This window comes from Luteimonas suaedae (assembly GCF_008312895.1).
Classification (GTDB): Bacteria; Pseudomonadota; Gammaproteobacteria; order Xanthomonadales; family Xanthomonadaceae; genus Luteimonas; species Luteimonas suaedae.
In genome coordinates, this window is record NZ_VSSP01000013.1 from 37,418 (window position 1) to 57,827 (window position 20,410).

Here is a 20,410-nt window from a genome sequence, read left to right on the forward strand (position 1 = left end):
AACGCCGCGCCGCGCTTCCCGGGCAACCGGTATTCGTCCGTTTCACTATCGGCATCTCGAAATGAGAACTGTGCCGGAGCGGCGCGGGCGGGCGGGACTATGATCGCCTTGGGGACATTGGGGATACCGGCATGCCCGGCAACGACGAGGAGCACGACCCGCAGGTGCAGGCCGACGCGGTCCATTGGCGCGGCAGCCTGCGCACGCGGATCGCGCTGTGGTCGGGGCTGATCACCCTGTTGCTGTTGCTGCTGGTCACCGTCGCCACGGCGTGGTTCATGCGCCAGATGATCATCGACGGCGCCCAACTTGACACCCGCGCCAGCGCACGCGAGGCGGCCGAGCGTCTGGGACGGACGCTGCGTACGGTGACGATCACCGCGCACGGCGTGGCGAACCTGGTGATTGATGCCCGGCCGCAGCCGGAGCAGCTGAGCGCCAGCTTGCGCGCCCTCGTCCAGGCCACTCCGGGCGTCAGCGGCGGGCTGCTGGCGCTGGAACCCGAACGCCCCGACGAGGCCGCCTTCGTGCGCTACATCGCCGCCACCGGCAACGACCGCGACTTCGTCGCCGACGGCTACGACTATCGCGCCCAGGCCTGGTACCGGCGCACCCTGGCCACCGCCGACGGCTGGTGGTCCGAGCCCTATCTCAACGAAACCGCCGGCCGCGTGTGGACGGTCACCTACAACCTGCCGCTGCGCGCACGCGACGGCGGCGGCGCCCGCGGCATGGTCAGTCTGGACCTGCCGCTGGATACGCTGACCGAATCGATCGAGACCCTGGCCTACCTGCCGGGATGGCGGGTGACCTTGGTCGCGCCCGCCGGCACCCTGGCCATGAGCACCATTCCGGACGTGGCCCTGCGCCAGACACTCGACGGTTACATTCGCAATGCCGGGCGCACCGACCTGGGGCAGGCGGCCGAGGCGGTGCGTCTGCAACGCCCCATGCACTACGTCCACATCGACGATTCCAGCGGCGAGAAGCGCTACACCGTGGTCGAGCCGGTCGCCGACAGCGGCTGGTCGCTGCTGGTGGCGCAATCCTACGCACTGGTCGTCGCACGACTGAACCGGGCGCTGTACCTGCTGCTGGCGGCCGGGGTGCTGCTGGCGCTGGTCAGCACGCTGCTGGTGCGACGCCTGGCCAGGCAGGTCAGCCGGCCGGTGGAGCAGCTAGCGGCTTCGGCCGCGCAGATGGGCCGTGGCCATTACCGCACGCCCATCGCCCACACCGGCCGCCGCGACGAGGTGGGGCTGATGGCACGCACGTTGGAACACGCGCGCGACTCGATCCGGCGTCAACTGGCAGAGATCGAGGAGATGGGCGCGGCCCGGCAGAAGCTGGAAAGCGAGCTGTCGATCGCCCGCGACATCCAGCTGGCGATGCTGCCGCTGGGCCGGGTGATCGGCCGCGGCCACAGCCAGCTCGATGCGCAGGCGGTGCTGGAACCGGCCAAGGCGGTGGGCGGGGATTTCTACAACTTCATCGAGCGCGGCGACGGCGAGCTGTGGTTCGTGATCGGTGACGTGTCCGACAAGGGCGTACCCGCGGCGCTGTTCATGGCCCGTGCCGTCACCGTGCTGGAAGTCGCCAGTCAGGCCGCCGATTCGCCCGCGCAGGCCTTGGCCGAGGCCTCGCGGCGGCTGGTCCAGGGCAACGACACCTGCATGTTCGCTACCGTGTTGTGCGGCCGCATCGACGTGCGCAGCGGCGACTGCGTGCTGGCCAGCGCCGGTCACGACCCGCCGGTGCTGCTGCACGCCGATGGCCGCGCGGAAATGCTGGCGCTGGACAACGGCCCGCCGCTGGGCTTCGAGGTCTGCGAGGACTTCCCGCTGTGGCGGGGCCGCCTGCACCCCGGCGCCAGCCTGCTGGCCTATACCGACGGCGTGACCGAGGCCTTCAACCTCAATAACGAAGCCTATGGCAGCGAGCGCCTGCTGGCGGTAATCCGACCCAGCCACAGCGCGCTGGACAACTGCCAGCGGCTGATCGCCGAAGTGCACGGTTTCGCCGGCAGCGCGCCGCAGTCCGACGACATCACCGTGCTGGCGATCCGTCTGAGCCACGAACCCATCCCTACCCTTCTTGCCGAACCGGAAGCGACGCCATGCTGATGAAACTGATCGTGCCGGGCGAGCACGCCCGCGTGGAAGACCTCAACGCCTCGCTGGAAACGGTGCTCACCCGACACGGCGTAGTCCACGGCGTGCGCGACGACGTGCGCCTGATCGTGGAGGAACTGGCCAGCAACGCCATCGAGCACGGCGGCCCCGACGGCATGCCGGTCGGGCAGCACGAACTGTCGGTGGACATCGCCATCCGCGACGACCTGCTGACCCTGCGGTTCCGTGACGACGGCGCGCCCTTCGACCCGATGAGCGCACCGCCGCCCGACCTGGACGCGGACATGGACGATCGTCCGATCGGCGGACTGGGCCTGTACCTGATCAAGCAACTGGCCGAGGAAATCGACTACCGCCGCAGCGACGACCACAACCTGTTGCGCGTCACCCTGCGCATCCCCACGCCGGAGAAGCAAGCATGAGCCTCGACATCCAGATCCATCCGCCGGCCAACGGCAACCAGCGCGTCGCGCTGGCCGGCCGCCTGGACACTCACAGCCACGCCCAACTGGACGCCAGCCTCGCCCCGCTGCTGGCCGCTCCGCCGCGCGGGTCGGTGCTGGTGCTGGAGCTGACCGGTCTGGAGTACATCAGCAGCGCCGGCATCCGTTCCATCTTCAAGGCCCGCAAGGCCCTGGCCGCGCACGGCGGCAAGGTGCTGGTGGTCGATCCGCAGCCGCAGATCCAGAAGGTGTTCGACCTGGTGAAGGCAGTGCCCATGAACGAGATCTTCTCGTCGACGGCGGAAGCCGATGCGTACCTGGACGCGATGCAGCGCAAGGTGCTGGAGGGCGACGAGGACGACGATTGAAGCGTCATCGCGGACGAGCATGGTGGGCCAAGGCCCACTGCAAGGGTCTGACAGTCACCCGGCAAAGCCGGGGTTTGCTTCGGAGAAATCAAGGCTCCAGCACCGCAGCATCCGCTATCGGCCAGCCGTCCGCGTCCCAGCCCAACTCGGCGATCTTGAGCTTGGGCCGGCCGCCGTCCTCGGTGTCATAGGCGTGGAAGACCAGGTAGTCCTTGCCGTCGAAGGTGTAGGCGCTGTTGTGGCCGGGCCCTGGCCAGCGCGGCGTGCCGGCGAGGACCTGGGTGCCGCCGCCCTGGTCGAGGCGCCTGCCTTCCCTGTCCAGGTACGGGCCGCGCACATCGCGCGAGCGGCCGACCATGATCCGGTAGGTGCTGTCCACGCCGCGGCAGCAGCTGTCCCAGGACAGGAACAGGTAGTACCAGCCGTCCTTGCGGAAGATGAAAGGCGCTTCCAGCGCCGCGGGCGCGGCGGTGCGGTCGTCGGCATCGAACGGGCGCTCGCGCCGGGCAATGGTGTGCCATTCCTGCGGCTGGGCGATGCTGCGGCGGTCGGCGCCCAGGCGCACCAGCTTCAGTCCGCTCCAGAACGAGCCGAAGCTGAGCCAGGGCGTGCCGTCGTCGTCCTCGACCAGATTGGCGTCGATCGCGTTCCACAGGTCGCGGCCCGGCACCGAGCGGATCAGGATGCCGTGGTCCACCCACCCGAATGCGGGATCTCCAGGGTCGAGCGTGGTGCTGGTGGCCACGCCGATCGCCGAGGTGTTCTTGCCGCCGGAGGAGATCGAGTAGTACAGCGAGTAGACGCCGTCGTGATAGGAGATGTCCGGCGCCCAGACGTGGCCGTTGAAGTCCGGCACGACGTCGTAGGCCCAGGCGGGGATCTGTGGGAACACCGGCGGCTCGGCCTTCCACTTCTTCATGTCGGGCGAGCTGTAGACCGAGATGCCCGGTCCGGTGACGAACAGATACCAGGTGTCGCCCTCGCGGATCATCACCGGATCGTGCGCGAGCACGTCGGCCCAGTAGCCTTCGCGCTGCTGCGCGACCGGCGGGTCGTGCAGCATCGACGAGGGATGCTCAGGCGCCTGCGCGGCCGCGGCCCAAGGTGCGAGCGCCATGCACGACAGCAGCATGGCGTGCAAGCGACGGCGGCGGGTCGTCGAGTGGATCGTTGCCATGACGGATCTCCTGCTCACAAATCGATCTCGCGCAGCGGCCGCCCGAACACCGGCATGCCGTCCGCATCCCAGTGCAGCGGCTGCACGCAGGTGTGGCGGTCCGGGTTCCACAGCGGGTCGCCCTCGATGTCGCGGTAGTTGCGCGCGTGGTAGACCAGCAGGTCCTGCCGGCCGTCCTCGCTAACGGTGAAGCCGTTGTGGCCGGGGCCGAACACCTCGCGCTCCACGTCGGTGGCGAACATCGGCTGCGGCGATTTCTGCCAGTTGGCGGGATCGAGCAGGTCGGCGCCTGCATCGGCGTGCAGCAGGCCCATGCAGTAGCGCGCGTCGGTGGCGCTGCCCGAATAGCTGAGGAACACCCGGCCGTGGCGCACCAGCGCCGCCGGCCCTTCGTTGACCAGGAAGCCCTGCACTTCCCAGTCCAGCTCCGGCCGGCTCAGCAGCACCGGCGGGCCGGCCAGTTGCCAGGGCGTGGCCATTGGCGCGATATAGAGGTTGGAATTGCCGGGGACGTCCGGGTGCTTCTGCGCCCAGACGTAGTAGCGGCGGCCACGGTGGGCGAAGCTGGTGGCGTCGAGGCTGAAGCTGTCGATACCGGTCTCGACGCGGCCCAGTTCCTCCCATCCACCCTGCAGCGGATCGGCGTTGGCGTTGCGCAACGCGTACATGCGGTGCTGGAACAGGCCGTCGCGGATCTCGCGCGAGGGCGCTGCGGCGAAGTACACGTACCAGACACCGTCGATGTGGTGGACCTCCGGCGCCCAGATCAGCGCGCTGGCCGGCCCTTCCGGCGGTGCGCCCCAGATCGTCACTGGCGCCGCATCGGCCAGGCCCGACAGCGACTTCGCGCGGCGCAGTTCGATGCGGTCGTACTCGGGCACCGAAGCGGTGAAGTAGTAGTGGCCGTCCTGGTGGCGGAGGATGCACGGGTCGGCACGGTTGCGGATCAGCGGATTGCGCAGGGTCATCATGGGTTCCCGGGTTCGAGGCGCATCGGTTTTTCCGGCGCGGAATCGTCGCCGCCGGCCGGCAGGATCCCGGCCCGGATCTCGCGGTAGTAGGCGTCGGTGATGCGGTAGCGGTACATCAGCAGGCCCATCAGCGTGTGGAAGGCGCCGGGGATCACCGTGAGCATCAGCGCGATGCCGGTGAGGGTGAAGTCGCTCTGCGGCTGGTCGGGCACGTACTGGAAGTACGCCAGCAGGCTGCCGACCACGGCGCCGGCCACGCCCATGCCGGTCTTCTGGAAGAACGAGATGCCGCCGAACGCCAGCCCCGACACGCGCTTGCCGGTGCGCGCCTGGCCGTAGTCGACCGCCTCGGCGATCGCCGACCAGAACACCGGCGCGTGCAGGTCGACCACGAAGCTGATCAGGAAATACAGCACGAATGCCAGCACCACGTCGCCGGGCCTGACCAGCACGAACATCAGCACGCTGAGCATGCCGACCGCCAGCTGGCTGAGCCGGAACAGCTTGACCTTGCAGTACTTCTTGGTGATCCAGGTGGAGGCGACCATCGCCAGGATCGCGGCGCCCACGCCGGTCGACAAGAACGCCGACAGCATGCCGGCGTCGCCGCCGAGATAGTACTTGGCGTAATACGCGGCCACCGAGCCGCGCACCACGTAGCCGATGGTGCCGATCACGCAGACCGCACACAGCACCAGCCACTGGTCGTTGCGCAAAAGCAGGCGCACCTGCTCGCGCAGCGGCTTGCGTTCGACCTCGTGGCGCAGGCGCTCGGTGGTGGTGAAGAAACAGAACAGGAACAGCAGCGTCGCCATCAGCCCCATCAGGCCCATCGCCAGCTGGTAGCCGCGCGACAGGCTGCCGCCGCCCCAGGCGACCGCCAGCTGCGGCACCACGATGGTCACCAGGAACGCGGCGATCTTGGCGAAGAACAGCCGGTAGCCGTTGGCCGACAGGCGCTCCTTGGGATCACCGGTCAGCACGCCGATCAGCGAGATGTAGGGAATGGTGACCGCGGTGAAGATCACGATCACCAGGCTGTAGGTGGCGTAGGCCCAGGCCAGCTTGAGGTTGTAGTCCAGGTCCGGGGTGCTGAAGGCCAGGAACACCGCGACGCCGAACGGCACCGCCAGTACCAGGAAGTACGGACGGTAGCGGCCCCAGCGGGTGGTGTAGCGGTCGGTCACCAGGCCCATCAGCGGGTCGGTGACGGCATCGAGCATGCGCACCGCGAGGAACATGATCGCCAGGTCGGCAGGGCGCAGGCCAAAGATGTCGGTGTAGAAAAAGGTGATGATCAGCATCATCGACGACATGACGACGTTGACCGCCATGTCGCCGGCGCCGAAGCCGACTTTTTCCAGGACCCCGAGTTTTCGTGTTCGCATTGGCTTTCTCTAGTGCGCGTGGCGGACCAAACCGACATGCGCGGTCCTGTGCCGTTGTTGGCTGTCCGTTGCCGTCATTCGTCCCCCCGCACCGTCATCCCGGCAGCCTTCAACAGCCGCATGGCTGGTCAAGCCGGGATCTCCCCCTGATTTGAGCGATGCAGCCAGCGGCAGTCGCGGCTTCGGCATGGCGCAGATCTTCCGGGAAGCGGCGTGATCCATGATCAGAACTGCGGCTTGCGTTCCCACGCCGGGCGCGCGCGGCAGTAGACCGCGTAGCGCTCGTCGCGGATGCGGTGCAGCGGGATCAGCTGCAGCGGGCCGTCGATCCCGGTCGCCTCGAACACCTGGCCGCCCTCCCCGCTCCGGCGAACCCAGGACTCGTCGGGTTCGAAGAACACCGACGGCAGCTGCGTGCCGGTCAGGCGGTTGAACGATGGCCGCGGATCGGACACGCGCACGCGGTCGGGATCGATCCCCTCGCGGCCCAGCCGCGCCGCCAGCACCAGCGGGCCGTACATCATCGCCTGCAGGCTCGGCTCGTCCGGCAGCGGCGCGGCGTGCAGCGCCATCGGCAGGCCGAGCTCGATGCGGTCGCCGTCCTCGAAGCGGCGGTCGAGGACCAGGTAGCTGCCCGGCGCCGCCTGCAGCGCCTGCGCCTGGCCGTTGATCTTCAGCGTCGCGCCCGCCGCCCAGTCCGGGATGCGGATGCGCATCTCGAGCTGCCGCGGACGCTCGAGATCGAACGCCAGCGTGGTGCCTTCCTCGTCGGGGAAACGCGTGGTCTGCCGCAACCGCAGGCCTTGTTCGGGCCAGGACAGCTCGGAGGCGATGAAGAGATTGACGAAGAGGCTGTCGCCGTCGTGGAAGTAGATCGTGTCGTTGCTCCGGGCGAACTCCTCCACGCCGGTCCCGGTGCAGCACCAGAACGAATCGAACGGCGTGTTGTAGGTCTTCCAGTAGCCGGCATCCATCGGCACGAAATACATCATCATGCCGGCGTCGTCCTGGGTGCCGAGGCGTGCGTTGAACAGCACGCGCTCGTAGTAGTCCATCAGCGCGGCGTCGGGCTCCCAGCCGTACAGGTGACGGGTCAGCCGCAGCATGTTGTGGCTGCAGCAGCTCTCGTGCGAGTGGCCGCTGAGGCGGCCGGCGAACCGCCCCGGTTCGGCCCAGTGCTCGTAGTCGCTGGTGCCGCCGGTGCAGTAGGCATGGTCATCGGTGACGATGCGCCAGAAGTTGCCGGCCACCTGCCGGTAGCGCTCGCCGGCGCCGGCCTCCCAGGCCCGTGCCGCGGCGATCACCTTGGGAATCTGGGTATTGGCGTGCAGGCCGGCCAGCGCGTCGCGGCCTTCGGCGAGCGGTTCAAGCAACCGCGCATGGTCGAAGCGCAGCGCCCAGCGCCTGTGGCGGTCGGCGCCGGTCACCTCGTGCAAGTTCAGCAGGGTCTCGCCGATGCCGCCGAACTCGACCCCGAGGATGCGTTCCCAGGCCGCGTCGTCGAATCCGTCCATCCATGCGCCGAGCCAGTCGGCCATCCGCGTCGCCGTGCGCAGGGCCGTGCGGTTGCCGCAGTGCACGGCCATCGCCAGGTGCCCGGCGATGATCTTGTCGCAGGTGTAGATCGGCACCCATACGTTCTCGCCGCGGCCGAGACGGTCGTAGAAGCTCGCCGGATACGCGCCGAGATAGCCGTCGTCCCGCTGGCACTCGGCGAGCGCGTCGACCAGCGCGTTGGCCTTGTCGAGCACCGCGCCATCGGCGGTGGCCGCGTACAGCAGCGCGCAGGCGCTGAGGTAGTGCCCGCCGGAAAAATGCCCGCGCAGTTCGCAGTGCGGCGATTCCCAGCCACCAAGGGGTTGCGCCGACGACGGCAGGCCGGCGGTGAGGCGGAAGCTGTGCAGCAAGCGCGCGTTGGGAATCGACATCAGGTAGCGGCGGTCGCGCTCGCGCGCCTGCAGGAACGGACCGTCCAGCAGCCGCACGCGGTCTGCGACGAACGGCTGCGCCCGCCAGCGCGGTTTCGGGCGCGGCGCGGCCGGCCCGGTCTCCGCCGCCGTCGCGTTCGCGCCCAAGGCGATGCCGGCCGCCGCCGCAGCGCTGCCCTGGAGGAACGTGCGACGGGATACGGCTGGGCCGGCGCCGGGCCGGTGGTCGTCGTTCGAATGTGTCATCGGAAGGTCCCCCGTTTCATGCGGCTGCGCTCGAACAGCCGCTGTAGCAGGCAGAACACGAACAGCAGCACGCCGATGGCGATGCGCGTCCACCACGAACTCAGCGTGCCCTCGAACGCGATCAGGGTCTGGATCAGGCCGAGGATCAACACGCCGACCAGGGTGCCGGCGACGTAGCCGGTGCCGCCCGCCAGCAGCGTTCCGCCGATCACCACCGCGGCGATCGCGTCCAGTTCCAGCCCCAGCGCGTGCAGGCTGTAGCCCGACAGCATGTAGAAGGTGCAGACCACGCCGGCCAGCGCGGCACAGAAGCCGCTCAGCGCATAGACGCGCACCAGCGTGGAGGCGACCGGCAATCCCATCAGCGCGGCCGACTGCGCATTGCCGCCGATCGCGTACACGGTACGGCCGAAACGCGAGCAATGCGCCAGCGCGATGCCGGCCGCGACCGTCAGCAGCGCGATCACCGCGCTGGCCGACAGCGCGTTGCCGCCGCCGAGCGGGATGCGCAGATAAGCGATCTGCGTGTACAGCGGATGGGTGATGCCGATCGAGTCCACGCTGATCAGCGTGCTGGCGCCGCGTGCCAGGAACATGCCGGCGAGCGTGACCACGAATGGCTGCAGCCGAAAGCGTTCGATCAACGCACCCATGCCGGCGCCGAACGCGGTGCCGAGCGCCAGTGCCAGCGCGATCGCCGCCAGCGGATGCCAGCCGCCGTGTTCCACCAGCGATGCCAGCAGCACCGTGGTGAAGGCGATCACCGCGCCGACCGACAGGTCGATGCCGCCGGTCAGGATCACGAAGGTCAGGCCGACCGCGGCGATGCACAGGAAGGCGTTGTCGATCAGCAGGTTGAGGAATACCTGCGGCGACAGGAACCCCGGATACAGCACGCCGCCCGCCCCCGCCATCGCCACGAACAACGCCACCGTCACCAGCAGCGGCAGGAACTTGGGATCGATGCCGTGCAGCGGCCATGCGCCGAACCCGCTGCCGGCGGCGGCGTCTCGCGCGCGGCTCATGCCCCGCCCTCCGCGGCCGCGCGCCGCAGCACCACGCGCCGCACGCCGGCCCGGAACTGCGCCGACTGCAGCAGCAGCACGACGAACACCAGCAGCGCCTTGACCAGCAGGTTGACCTGCGGCGGCACGCCGATCGAGTAGATGGTCGCGGCCAGCGTCTGGATGATCAGCGCGCCGACCACGCTGCCGGCGAGGCTGAAGCGGCCGCCGCTGAGCAGGGTGCCGCCGAGGGTCACGGCCAGGATCGCGTCGAGCTCCAGCAGTTGCCCGGCATTGTTGGCGTCGGCGCTCTTGACGTTGGAACTGACCAGGATGCCGGCCAGTCCCGCGCTCAGCGCGCAGAACACGTACAGGCAGACCGTGATCAGCCGCGCCGGCACGCCCGCGACCCGCGCGGCGAGCGGATTGCCGCCGATCGCGCGCACGAACAGGCCGAGCGCGGTGCGGTCGAGCGCCAGGTACAGCAGCAGGCCGACGCCGGCGACGATCCACAGCGACACCGGCAGGCCCAGGAAGAAACCGCTGCCGAAGAAGAAGTACGGCGGGTAGTAGATGGTCAGGATCTGGCCGTCGCCGATCAGCTGCGCGATGCCGCGCCCGGCGACCATCAGGATCAGCGTGGCGACGATCGGCTGCATGCCAGCCTTCACCACCAGCATGCCGTTCCACAGGCCGCACAGGGCCGCCGCGCCCAGCGCCGCGGTCAGCACCAGCGGCAGCGGATAGCGGCTGCCGGCCTGCTCGCCGCCGATCATCCAGGCCGCCACCGTGGCGGAGATGGCGAGCACCGCGCCGACCGAGATGTCGAGCCCGCGCACGGCGATCACCAGGGTCATGCCGAGCGACACCAGCGCGAGCGGCGCGGCGCGGTTGAGGATGTCGATCAGGCTCCCGTAGAGATGGCCGTCGCGCCACTGCAGGCCGAGGAAGCCGGGATTGAACAGCGCATTGCCCAGCAGCAGCAGCGCCAGCGCCGCCAGCGGCCAGAACAGCGGGTGCGCGAACGTGCGCCGGTGCCAGGCGACGGCTGCGGGAGGATGCACGGACGGGGCCATCACGACTGCCCCGCGATCATGTCGAACACCGCGTCCTGGCCGCTGCCGGCGGGCAGTTCGCCGACCTTGCGGCGGTCGCGCATGACCGCGATGCGGTCCGAGACCCGCACCAGCTCCTCCATCTCCGCCGAGATGAACAGCACCGCCATGCCGGCGCGCGCCAGGCGCAGGATCTCGGCCATGATTTCCTGCTTGGCGGCGATGTCGATACCACGCGTCGGTTCATCAAGAATCAGCACGCGCGGCTCGGTCGCCAGCCAGCAGGCGAGCACCACCTTCTGCTGGTTGCCGCCGGACAGCAGTCCGACCGGCGTCTCGATGTCCGGAACTTTGATCCCGAGCGCGTCGACGTAGCGCCGCGCCAGCTCCGCCTGCCGGGCCCGCGACAGGAAACGCCGCAGGCCGCGCCGCGCCTGCAGCGCGAGCACGATGTTCTCGCGCACCGAGAGGTCGGCGACGATGCCCTCGGTCTTGCGTTCCTCCGGGCACAGTGCGACACCGTGCGCGACCGCGTCGGCGGGCGCGCGCAACGCCACCTCGCGCCCGTCGATGCGGATGCCGCCGCTGTCGGCGCGATCGAGCCCGAACAGCAGCCGCGCCAGCTCGGTGCGGCCGGAGCCGAGCAGCCCGCCGAGGCCGAGCACCTCGCCGCGGCGCAGGTCGAGATCGGTCGGGGCGACCTGGCCGCGCCGCCCGAGCCCGCGGGCCTCGAGCACGGTGACCGCCTCGCCCGAATCGTCCGCACTGGGCCCCGCATCGCCGCCGAGCGCGACCTCGCGTCCGACCATCGCCGCCACCAGTTGCGCATGCGACAGCGCCGCGGCAGCGTATTCGCCGACCAGGCAGCCGTTGCGCAGCACGGTGATGCGGTCGCCGATCTCGTAGACCTGGTCGAGGAAGTGGCTGACGAACAGGATCGCCAAGCCCTGGTCGCGCAGCCGCCGCAGCAGCGCGAACAGCTCGCGCACCTCGTCCTCGTCGAGGCTGGAGGTGGGCTCGTCCAGGATCAGCACGCGCGCCGACACGCCCAGCGCGCGCGCGATCGCCACCATCTGCTGCACGGCGACCGGATAGGCCGACAGCGGCCGCCCCGGATCGATGTCCAGGTTCAAGCGCCGCAGCAGTTCGCGCGCGCCGCGATCGACCGCGCGCCAGTCGATCGCGCGCAGCCGGCGCGTGCGCGGGTAGCGGCCGGCGAAGATGTTCTCGGCCACGGTCAGGTTGGGACAGAGGTTGACCTCCTGGTACACCGTGCTGATCCCGAGCCGCTGCGCGGCCAGCGGGCTGGCCGGCGCGATCGCCTCGCCGTCGAGCACGACATGGCCGGCGTCGGCCGGGATCACCCCGGTCAGCACCCGGATCAGGGTGGACTTGCCGGCGCCGTTCTGGCCCATCAGCGCGTGTACCTCGCCGGCGCGCAGGCGCAGGTCGACGCCGTCGAGCGCTGCGACCCCGGCGAAGCGCTTGCCGATGCCGCGGGCCTCGAGGACGGGACGGGAGGCTGCAGGCATGCCGGCGCGGGCGGTCAGTACTGCCGGCTCGGGAAGACCTCGGCCGCCTGCTCGCGGGTGAAGACCGACTCCTCCACCACGATGCGCTTCGGCAGCTCGCGTCCTTCCTGCACGGCGCGGATCGCATCGACCAGCTGCGGGCCGAGCAGCGGATTGCATTCCACGGTGACGTTGAGCTTGCCGGCGATCATCGCCTCGAAGGCGCCGCGCACGGCGTCGATCGAGATCACCAGGATGTCTTCGCCCGGCCGCAGGCCGGATTCCTCGATCGCCTGGATCGCGCCGATCGCCATGTCGTCGTTGTGCGCGAACAGCACGTCGATGTTGTCGCCGCCCTCCGACTTCAGGAAGGCCTCCATGACCTCCTTGCCGCGCGCGCGGGTGAAGTCGCCGCTCTGGGTGCGCACGATCCGGTAGTCCTGGTCGTCGCCGAGCACCTCGCGAAAGCCCTTGCCGCGGTCGATCGCCGGCGCCGAGCCGACGGTGCCCTGCAGCTCGACGATGCGCACCGGCCCTTCGCGGTCCGCGCCGCGCCTGAGCGGCGAATCCTCCAGCAGCCAGCGCGCGGCCTTGCGGCCCTCCTCGACGAAATCGGAGCCGATCAGGGTCACGTACAGCGACTCGTCAGAGACGTCGACCGAACGGTCGGTGAGGATCACCGGAATGCCGGCGGCCTTGGCCTCGCGCAGCACCGTCTCCCAGCCGGACTCGACCACCGGCGAGAACGCGATCACGTCGACCCGCTGGGCGATGAACGAGCGCAGCGCCTTGATCTGGTTCTCCTGCTTCTGCTGCGCGTCGGAGAAGCGCAGCCGGAATCCGGCCTCCTCGATCGCCGAGCGCACCGAGCGCGTGTTGGCGGTGCGCCATTCGCTTTCGGCGCCGACCTGGCTGAAGCCGACGACGGGCGCATCGCCGCCGGCATCGCGCGCGCAGCCCGCCGCGAGCGCCAGCAACGCGACCGCGACGCCCAGAACGAACACTCGCTTCATCATGCCCTCCCTCCCTTGTTTTGCATCGCCTGCAGGGTTGACGGCTCTCCGGCCGCTTCACCGTCTACATCGTCATCCCCGCCTTACATCGTCATCCCCCGCGCAGGCGGGGGATCCAGTGCCTTTCATCCAGCGCGCCAAGGCGCTGGGTCCCCGCCTGCGCGGGGACGACGGTTCGGTGGCGTATGGATCTTCATCGTCTTCTGATCTCAAAATCTTCGCATTCGGTGCCGGGAACAGGCGCCTACGCCAGCGTGTAGGCGGTCTTGACCGTGGTGTAGAACTCGACCGCGTAGCGCCCCTGCTCGCGCGGCCCGTAGCTGGAGGCCTTGCGGCCGCCGAACGGCACGTGCGGATCGACGCCGGCGGTCGGCAGGTTGACCATCACCATGCCGGCCTGGGCGTGGCGCTTGAAGTGCGTGGCGTGCTTGAGCGAGGTGGTGCAGACGCCGGCGCACAGCCCGAACTCGGTGTCGTTGGCCAACTGCAGCGCGTGCTCGTAGTCGTCGGCGCGGATCACCGCCGCCACCGGGCCGAAGATCTCCTCGCGCGCGATGCGGTGCTGCGGCTGCGCCGCGAACAGCGTCGGCGCCAGGTAGTGCCCGCGCGTGCGCAACTCGAGCTCCTCGCCGCCGTACAGCAGCTCGGCGCCCTCGTCGCGGCCGACGCCGATGTAGGACAGGTTGGTCTTCATCTGCTCGGCGCTGGCGACCGGGCCGATGTCGATGCCGGACTCCAGCGCGTCGCCGACCTTCAATGCGGCCAGCCGCCTGCCGACCCGCGCCACGAACTCGTCGTGGACCGCTGCCTCGACGATCAGCCGGCTCGAGGCGGTGCAGCGCTGGCCGGTGGAGAAATAGGCGCCGTTGACGGCGATCTCCACTGCCTTGTCCAGGTCGGCGTCGGCGAGCACCACCAGCGGATTCTTGCCGCCCATCTCCAGCTGGATCTTCAGCCCGCGCGCCGCCGCCTGGCGCAACAGGCCGTTGCCGGTGGGTACCGAACCGGTGAAGGTCAGCGCGTCGACGCGGCGGTCGTCGACCAGCGCCTGGCCGACCACGCGGCCGCTGCCGATCACCAGGTTGAAGACGCCGGCGGGCAGGCCCGCGCGGCTGAGGATCTCGGCCAGCGCCCAGGCGCAGCCGGGCACGATCTCGGCCGGCTTGAACACCGCGGCATTGCCGTAGGCCAGCGCCGGCGCGATCTTCCAGGCCGGGATCGCCAGCGGGAAGTTCCACGGCGCGATGATGCCGACCACGCCGACCGGCTCGCGAGTGATCTCGACGTCGACCCCGGGGCGCGTGGAGGCCAGCTTCTCGCCGGGGATGCGCAGCGCCTCGCCGGCGAAGAACTTGAAGATCTGCCCGGCGCGCGCGGCCTCGCCGATGCTCTCGGCCAGGGTCTTGCCCTCTTCCCGCGCGAGCAGGCGGCCGAGTTCCTCCTTGCGCGCGAGGATCTCGCTGCCGACGAAGTCGAGCGCGTCGGCGCGCTGCTGCGGCGAGGTCAGCCCCCACGCCGGTTGCGCGCGCGCCGCGGCCTCGATCGCGGTCTGCGCCTGCGCCGCATCGACCGCCGCATATTCGCCGACCGGGCTGGCGAGGTCGGAGGGGTTCTCGTCGTGCGCGCTGTCGGCGCCTTCGACCCACTGGCCGTCGATGTAGCTGCGGAAGCGTTGCGTCATCGTGTGGTTTCCTTGCTTACAGCGGGCGTACGCCGCCCGGCACGAAACCGCCGGCGACCCGGCGCAGCGGGTTGACCAGCGGCGCGCCGAGTTCGGGCAGCTCGATCTCGAAGCGGTCGCCGGGTTCGGCGCGGACGCCGTCGGCGAAGCTCAAGGTCGCGGTGCCGAAGAAGTGCAGGTGCACGTCGCCCGGCCGCCGGTGCGCCGCGTACTTGAAATGGTGGTATTCGAGATTGGCCAGCGAGTGGCACATGTTGGCCTCGCCGGTCAGGAAGGGCTTTTCCCAGATCACCGCGTCGCCGCGGCGCAGCCGGCTGCTACCGCGCAGGTCGTCAGGCAGCGGCCCGGTGCGCAGCTCCGGGCCCACCGCGCAGGCGCGCAGCTTGGAATGGGCGAGGTAGAGATAGTTCTGCCGCTCGGTCACATGGTCGGAGAACTCGTTGCCGAGCGCGTAGCCGAGCCGGTGCGGGGTGCCGTCGGGACCGATCAGGTACAGGCCGACCAGTTCCGGCTCCTCGCCGCCGTCGAGCGCGAAGTCCGGCGACGGCAGCGGCGCGCCGGGCGCGACCACAACGGCGCCGTCGCCCTTGTAGAACCATTCCGGCTGCACGCCGGGCGCGCCGTCGCGCGGCATGCCGCCCTCGACGCCCCACTGGAACATCTTCATCGAGTCGGTGAGGCCGCCGTCGGCGGCCTGCCGCTGCAGGGTCTGGTGCATCGCGTCGCGGGCCGCGGCGCTGCCGAGGTGGGTCAGGCCGGTGCCGGTAACCAGGCAATGGGCCGGATCGGGATGCATGAGCGGCGGCAGCACGCGGCCTTCCCGCAGCAGCGCGTCGTAGTCGCACGCGCCGTCGCCGAGTGCATCGGCGGCCAGCGTGTCGAGCGGCCTGCCGGCGGCGATCGCCGCGGCGGCGAGCGCATAGGTGCTCGCGTAGCCGTCGAGCAGGCGCGCCGTGCGCCCCGCATCGTCGATCGCGCCCACCCGCGGCGCACCGGTCTCGTCTGCAAGCTGGATCAGTCGCATGCGTGCTGCCTGCCTGGCCGTGGGTCCGCCGGCCCTGCCGCCGCAACGGGCGTCGGGTCGGCGCATGTGGCCTATTCTGCTTGCAGCGACAGATACACAACAAATAAGAATATGGGCGTAATCTATATCGGTATTGGCATATCGCGAGGTTCCGATGCTGCACGGCACGCCCTGGTTCGTCCGCGCCCGGCTCAAGACCCGGCAACTGATGCTGCTGATCGCGATCGACGAGGAGGGCAACATCCATCGCGCCGCCGAGACCCTGAACATGTCGCAGCCGGCCGCCTCCAAGCTGCTCAAGGACCTCGAGGACATGATCGGCGTGCAGTTGTTCGAGCGGCTGCCGCGCGGCATGCGCCCGACCTGGTACGGCGAGACCATGATCCGCCACGCGCGCATCGCCCTGTCCAGCCTGGGCCAGGCCGGCGCCGAGATCGAGGCCTTGCGGGAGGGCTACTCCGGCAGCGTCGGCGTCGGCGCGATCGCCGGGCCGGCGATGACCCTGCTGCCGGCGGCGCTGGCGCGCCTGGCCGAGACCCATCCGCTGCTGCACGTTTCGCTGCTGGTCGACGGCAGCGACGTGCTGCTGGAGCGGCTGGCGCACAACCGGCTCGACATCCTGGTCGCGCGGCTGTTCGCCCGCCACGACAAGCGCAACCTGCACTACGAGGCCCTGGCCGAGGAGCAGATCTGCGCGATCGCCCGCCCCGGCCATCCACTGCTCGCGCTGCGCACGCCGAGCCTGGCCGAACTGGCCGACGCCGGCTGGATCCTGCCGCCGGCCGGCAGCGTGCTGCGGCACCGCTTCGAGCTGATGTTCCAGAGCGCCGGGCTGCAGGCGCCGCGGCGGATCATCGAGACCTCTGCGCTGGTGGTGCTGCCGAAGGTGCTGCAGCAGAGCGACTACATGGCGGTGGTGCCGGTCGACGTGGCGCGCTACTACGCCGACCACGACATGGTCGCGATCGTGCCGGTGCAGCTGTCGTGCAAGATGGACGCGTTCGGCCTGATCACCCGCACCGACTGGCTGCTGTCGCCGGGCGCGCGGATCGTGCTGCAGGCGCTCAAGGACACCGCCGCGAGCGTCTACGGCGTGCGCCTGTCAACGGCCGGGGGCCCGCCTCCCGACGCCGAACCGCACGCTGCGGTGCCAGCGGTGTAAACCCAGGCGGGCGGCCTCACTGACTGTGGGAGCGACGGAAGTCGCGACGCCGCGAATCCGATCCCTGCCGCGACAACACCGCTCGCAGGACACTCCCTCTCCCGCTTGCGGGAGAGGGTTGGGGTGAGGGCGCTCTTGGCGAGACATCAAAAGCGCCCTCATCCGCCCTTCGGGCACCTTCTCCCGCAAGCGGGAGAAGGAATCGTCGACACTCGTAAACTGCTCCATCCTGAGAACTTCGGCCGCGATTCGAGCTCGTCTGCGCCTGCTCAACTCCAGCCAGCGTCGACCACGAACTCCTGCGCCGTGCAGGCGCGCGCGTCGTCGGAGGCCAGGAACAGCACCATGCGCGCGATGTCCGCCGGCATCACCTTGTCCGGCAGGCACTGGTTGCGCGCCAGCTCGCGCTCGCCGGCCTCGTCCAGCCACAGGTCGACCTGGCGCTGCGTCATCACCCAGCCGGGCGTGACGATGTTGATACGGATGCGATCGGCGCCGAGCTCGTGCGCCAGGCCGCGGGTCAGGCCGTTGACCGACGACTTGGCGGTCGCGTAGACCGGGTAGCCGGCGGTCTTGGTCTGCCAGCCGGTCGAGCCGAGATTGACGATCGCGCCGCCGCCCAGCCGGCGCATGCCCGGCACCGCGGCCTGGATCGCGAAGAAGGCGGAGCGCTGGTTGATCGCGACCCGCCGGTCCCAGTACTCGGGGGTGACCGCGTCGAGCGCATGGCGATCGTCGCTGCCGACATTGTTGACCAGCGCATGGAAGTCGCCCAGCTCCGCCGCGGCATCGCCGATCGCCGCCTGCAGCGCAGCCACGTCGACCACGTCGCAGCCCCGCCACCAGGGCCGCGGCAGGCCTTCGGCCTCGAGCCGTGCGGCCAGCGACGCGCTGTCCGCTTCGGCGACGTCGACGAAAGCCACCTGCGCCCGCTGCCGGGCGAAGGCCTCGACCACGGCGGCGCCGATGCCGCTGCCGCCCCCGGTCACGAAGACCCGGCGCCCGCGCAGGCTCGGATAGACCGCGTCGCTCGCCGTCGGGGCATCGCCCTGCGGGGCTGGGAGCGGGTTGCTCATGTGTCTTCCTCTCTCAGATGCGATATCGATAGCAAAAACAATATCGATATCCTTGAAGTTGTTATTTTTGCAATATCAATATGCCCTGTACGATCGCCGCCGTAAAGCGGTACCCGGTCTGCCGCCGCACGGAATGCCGGGGCAATCCACCACTCAAACAGGGTCCCGCATGGGTGCTCCCAAGAAACCGGTCCGGCGCAGTCACGCGTGGTTCGGGCGCGAAGGCAAGCAGGGGTTCTACTACCGCAGCTGGCTGAAGAGCGCCGGCCATCCGCACGACATGTTCGACGGCCGCCCGGTCATCGGCATCTGCAACACCTGGTCGGAACTGACGCCGTGCAACGGCCACTTCCGCGAACTGGCGGAACACGTCAAGCGCGGCGTGTACGAGGCCGGCGGCTTCCCGCTGGAATTCCCGGTGATGTCGCTGGGCGAGACCCAGACCCGGCCGACCGCGATGCTGTTTCGCAATCTCGCCAGCATGGACGTCGAGGAATCGATCCGCGCCAACCCGATCGACGGGGTGGTGCTGCTGATGGGCTGCGACAAGACCACGCCGTCGCTGCTGATGGGCGCGGCCAGCGTCGACCTGCCGACCATCGGCGTCTCCGGCGGGCCGTCGCTGTCGGGCAACCTGCGCGGCCGTCCGGTCGGCTCCGGCACCGGCGTGATCCAGATGTCGGAGCAGGTGCGTGCCGGCGAACTGACGCAGGAGGAATTCATCGAGGCCGAAGCCTGCATGCAGCGTTCGAAAGGCAGCTGCATGACCATGGGGACCGCCTCCACCATGGCCAGCATGGTCGAGGCGCTCGGCCTGTCGCTGCCGGAGAACGCGGCGATCCCCGCGGTCGACTCGCGCCGCTACCGGCTGGCACGGCTGAGCGGGCGCCGCATCGTGCAGATGGTGCACGAGGATCTGCGCATGTCGCGGATCCTCGGCCGCCCCGCGTTCGACAACGCGATCCGCGTCAACGCCGCGATCGGCGGTTCGACCAACGCCGTGGTGCATCTGCTGGCGCTGGCCGGGCGCGTCGGTATCGACCTCAAGCTCGAGGATTGGGACGCGATCGGCTCGCGGCTGCCCTGCCTGCTCGACCTCAAGCCGTCGGGGAAGTACCTGATGGAAGACTTCTTCTATGCCGGCGGCCTGCCGGCGCTGATGCGCGAGATTGCCCCACACCTGGATCTCGACGCGCTCACCGCCAACGGGCGCACGCTCGGCGACAACATCGCCGACGCGCCGTGCTGGAACCGCGAGGTGATCCGCCCGCTGGCCGAACCGGTGCGACCGGAAGCCGGCATCGCCGTACTGCGCGGCAACCTGGCGCCGGACGGCGCGGTGATCAAGCCGTCCGCGGCCTCGCCGCACCTGCTGCACCATCGCGGCCCGGCGGTGGTGTTCGAGAACATCGAGGACCTGCACGCGCGCATCGACGACGAACACCTGGAGATCGACGAGCACAGCGTGATGGTGCTGAAGAACTGCGGTCCGCGCGGCTATCCGGGCATGGCCGAGGTCGGCAACATGCCGCTGCCGCCGAAGCTGCTGCGCAGGGGCGTCACCGACATGGTGCGGATCTCCGACGCGCGCATGAGCGGCACCGCCTACGGCACCGTGGTGCTGCACGCCTCGCCCGAGGCCGCCGCCGGCGGCGCGCTCGCGCTGGTGCGCAACGGCGACATGATCGAACTCGACGTGGCGGCGCGGCGCCTGCACCTGGACGTCTCCGACGAGGAACTCGCGCGCCGCCGCGCCGGGTGGACGCCGCCGGAAGCGCCGGCGCGCGGCTGGCAGAAGCTCTACTTCGAGCACGTGCAGCAGGCGCACCTCGGCGCCGATCTCGATTTCCTGGTCGGCGGCAGCGGCGCCGACGTGCCGCGTGATTCGCATTGAGAAGCAATCCGGCGAATTAAGTCCCCGCAAAGCCGGGCTCTCGGGAACATCCCTTCTCCCCCTGGGGTGAAGGCGTGCTGCTTGCGAGCCACTGGCTCGCGCACGCCTGAACGCCCTTGCGCCTGCGCAAGGGCCGGGGCGCGGAGCGAGGTGGCCCGAAGAGCCTGCCCCGAGTGTTTTAGTCGGGGGGCCGGATGAGGGTACGGCGAAGGAGTAGAGGTCTGAACCATCGCGACTTCGCCGTACCCTCACCCCAACCCCCGCTTCGCGCCCCGGCCCACGCCAGCGGCGCGGGCGCTCCAGCGCACGCGCGCCGGTGGCGCGCAAGCCGTGCGCT

The 20,410-nt window shown here is 69.8% G+C and carries 16 protein-coding genes; 5 read left to right on the forward strand and 11 right to left on the reverse strand.

Going from position 1 to position 20,410, the window contains the following annotated elements:
* Positions 1 to 131 precede the first annotated feature (131 nt).
* Genes FXO19_RS16195 through FXO19_RS16205 form a run of 3 tightly spaced genes read left to right on the forward strand, consistent with a single transcriptional unit; the run spans position 132 to position 2,943 of the window.
* A complete protein-coding gene (locus tag FXO19_RS16195) occupies positions 132 to 2,123 on the forward strand; it encodes a SpoIIE family protein phosphatase (protein ID WP_149196159.1) in 1,992 nt (663 codons plus the stop codon).
* Entirely contained in the window at positions 2,117 to 2,554 is a 438-nt protein-coding gene (locus FXO19_RS16200) for an ATP-binding protein (RefSeq protein WP_149196160.1), read from the forward strand. Before FXO19_RS16195 ends, FXO19_RS16200 begins: the two co-directional genes overlap by 7 nt.
* The gene (locus FXO19_RS16205; protein ID WP_149196161.1) at positions 2,551 to 2,943 is read left to right on the forward strand and encodes an STAS domain-containing protein; all 393 of its coding nucleotides are present in this window, start codon (positions 2,551 to 2,553) and stop codon (positions 2,941 to 2,943) included. The genes FXO19_RS16200 and FXO19_RS16205 overlap by 4 nt, the downstream gene beginning before the upstream one ends.
* Positions 2,944 to 3,031: 88 nt before the next feature.
* On the opposite strand, the gene FXO19_RS16210 is transcribed toward FXO19_RS16205, so the two are convergent.
* The 10 genes from FXO19_RS16210 to araD1 all read right to left on the reverse strand — a co-directional run bounded on the left by FXO19_RS16210 (position 3,032) and on the right by araD1 (position 15,941).
* Complete coding sequence (locus FXO19_RS16210; RefSeq protein WP_223115528.1) at positions 3,032 to 4,120, reverse strand: arabinan endo-1,5-alpha-L-arabinosidase; 1,089 nt, start codon at positions 4,118 to 4,120, stop codon at positions 3,032 to 3,034.
* 14 nt (positions 4,121 to 4,134) lie between these two features.
* Positions 4,135 to 5,088 carry a glycoside hydrolase family 43 protein gene (locus FXO19_RS16215; protein ID WP_223115529.1) on the reverse strand — a complete coding sequence of 318 codons (954 nt, stop codon included), beginning with the start codon at positions 5,086 to 5,088 and terminating at the stop codon, positions 4,135 to 4,137.
* Positions 5,088 to 6,479: an MFS transporter gene (locus FXO19_RS16220; protein WP_149196163.1), complete on the reverse strand. Its 1,392-nt coding sequence runs from the start codon at positions 6,477 to 6,479 to the stop codon at positions 5,088 to 5,090. Before FXO19_RS16220 ends, FXO19_RS16215 begins: the two co-directional genes overlap by 1 nt.
* Before the next feature lie 224 nt (positions 6,480 to 6,703).
* Positions 6,704 to 8,653 (reverse strand): glycoside hydrolase family 127 protein, encoded by a 1,950-nt coding sequence (locus FXO19_RS16225; protein ID WP_149196164.1) that lies wholly within the window; start codon positions 8,651 to 8,653, stop codon positions 6,704 to 6,706.
* Positions 8,650 to 9,678, reverse strand: a complete 1,029-nt coding sequence (yjfF, locus tag FXO19_RS16230) for a galactofuranose ABC transporter, permease protein YjfF (protein WP_149196165.1) — start codon at positions 9,676 to 9,678, stop codon at positions 8,650 to 8,652. The genes FXO19_RS16225 and yjfF overlap by 4 nt, the downstream gene beginning before the upstream one ends.
* Positions 9,675 to 10,733 (reverse strand): ABC transporter permease, encoded by a 1,059-nt coding sequence (locus FXO19_RS16235; RefSeq protein ID WP_149196166.1) that lies wholly within the window; start codon positions 10,731 to 10,733, stop codon positions 9,675 to 9,677. Before FXO19_RS16235 ends, yjfF begins: the two co-directional genes overlap by 4 nt.
* The gene (locus FXO19_RS16240) at positions 10,733 to 12,244 is read right to left on the reverse strand and encodes a sugar ABC transporter ATP-binding protein (protein WP_149196167.1); all 1,512 of its coding nucleotides are present in this window, start codon (positions 12,242 to 12,244) and stop codon (positions 10,733 to 10,735) included. Before FXO19_RS16240 ends, FXO19_RS16235 begins: the two co-directional genes overlap by 1 nt.
* A gap of 14 nt (positions 12,245 to 12,258) precedes the next feature.
* Positions 12,259 to 13,236 (reverse strand): ABC transporter substrate-binding protein, encoded by a 978-nt coding sequence (locus tag FXO19_RS16245; protein WP_255516469.1) that lies wholly within the window; start codon positions 13,234 to 13,236, stop codon positions 12,259 to 12,261.
* Between the two features lie 244 nt (positions 13,237 to 13,480).
* Complete coding sequence (locus FXO19_RS16250; protein WP_149196169.1) at positions 13,481 to 14,917, reverse strand: aldehyde dehydrogenase family protein; 1,437 nt, start codon at positions 14,915 to 14,917, stop codon at positions 13,481 to 13,483.
* A gap of 16 nt (positions 14,918 to 14,933) precedes the next feature.
* Positions 14,934 to 15,941: an AraD1 family protein gene (gene araD1 / locus FXO19_RS16255; protein ID WP_149196170.1), complete on the reverse strand. Its 1,008-nt coding sequence runs from the start codon at positions 15,939 to 15,941 to the stop codon at positions 14,934 to 14,936.
* Positions 15,942 to 16,095: 154 nt separating this feature from the next.
* On the opposite strand from araD1, the gene FXO19_RS16260 reads away from it, so the two are divergent.
* Positions 16,096 to 17,103: a LysR family transcriptional regulator gene (locus tag FXO19_RS16260; protein WP_149196171.1), complete on the forward strand. Its 1,008-nt coding sequence runs from the start codon at positions 16,096 to 16,098 to the stop codon at positions 17,101 to 17,103.
* Between the two features lie 269 nt (positions 17,104 to 17,372).
* Here the strand turns inward: FXO19_RS16260 and FXO19_RS16265 are convergent, their stop codons facing one another.
* A complete protein-coding gene (locus FXO19_RS16265) occupies positions 17,373 to 18,179 on the reverse strand; it encodes an SDR family NAD(P)-dependent oxidoreductase (RefSeq protein WP_149196172.1) in 807 nt (268 codons plus the stop codon).
* A gap of 169 nt (positions 18,180 to 18,348) precedes the next feature.
* Here FXO19_RS16265 and FXO19_RS16270 point away from each other — a divergent pair, with 169 nt between their 5' ends.
* Positions 18,349 to 20,073, forward strand: a complete 1,725-nt coding sequence (locus tag FXO19_RS16270; protein WP_149196173.1) for an IlvD/Edd family dehydratase — start codon at positions 18,349 to 18,351, stop codon at positions 20,071 to 20,073.
* The last annotated feature ends 337 nt before the right edge of the window (positions 20,074 to 20,410 follow it).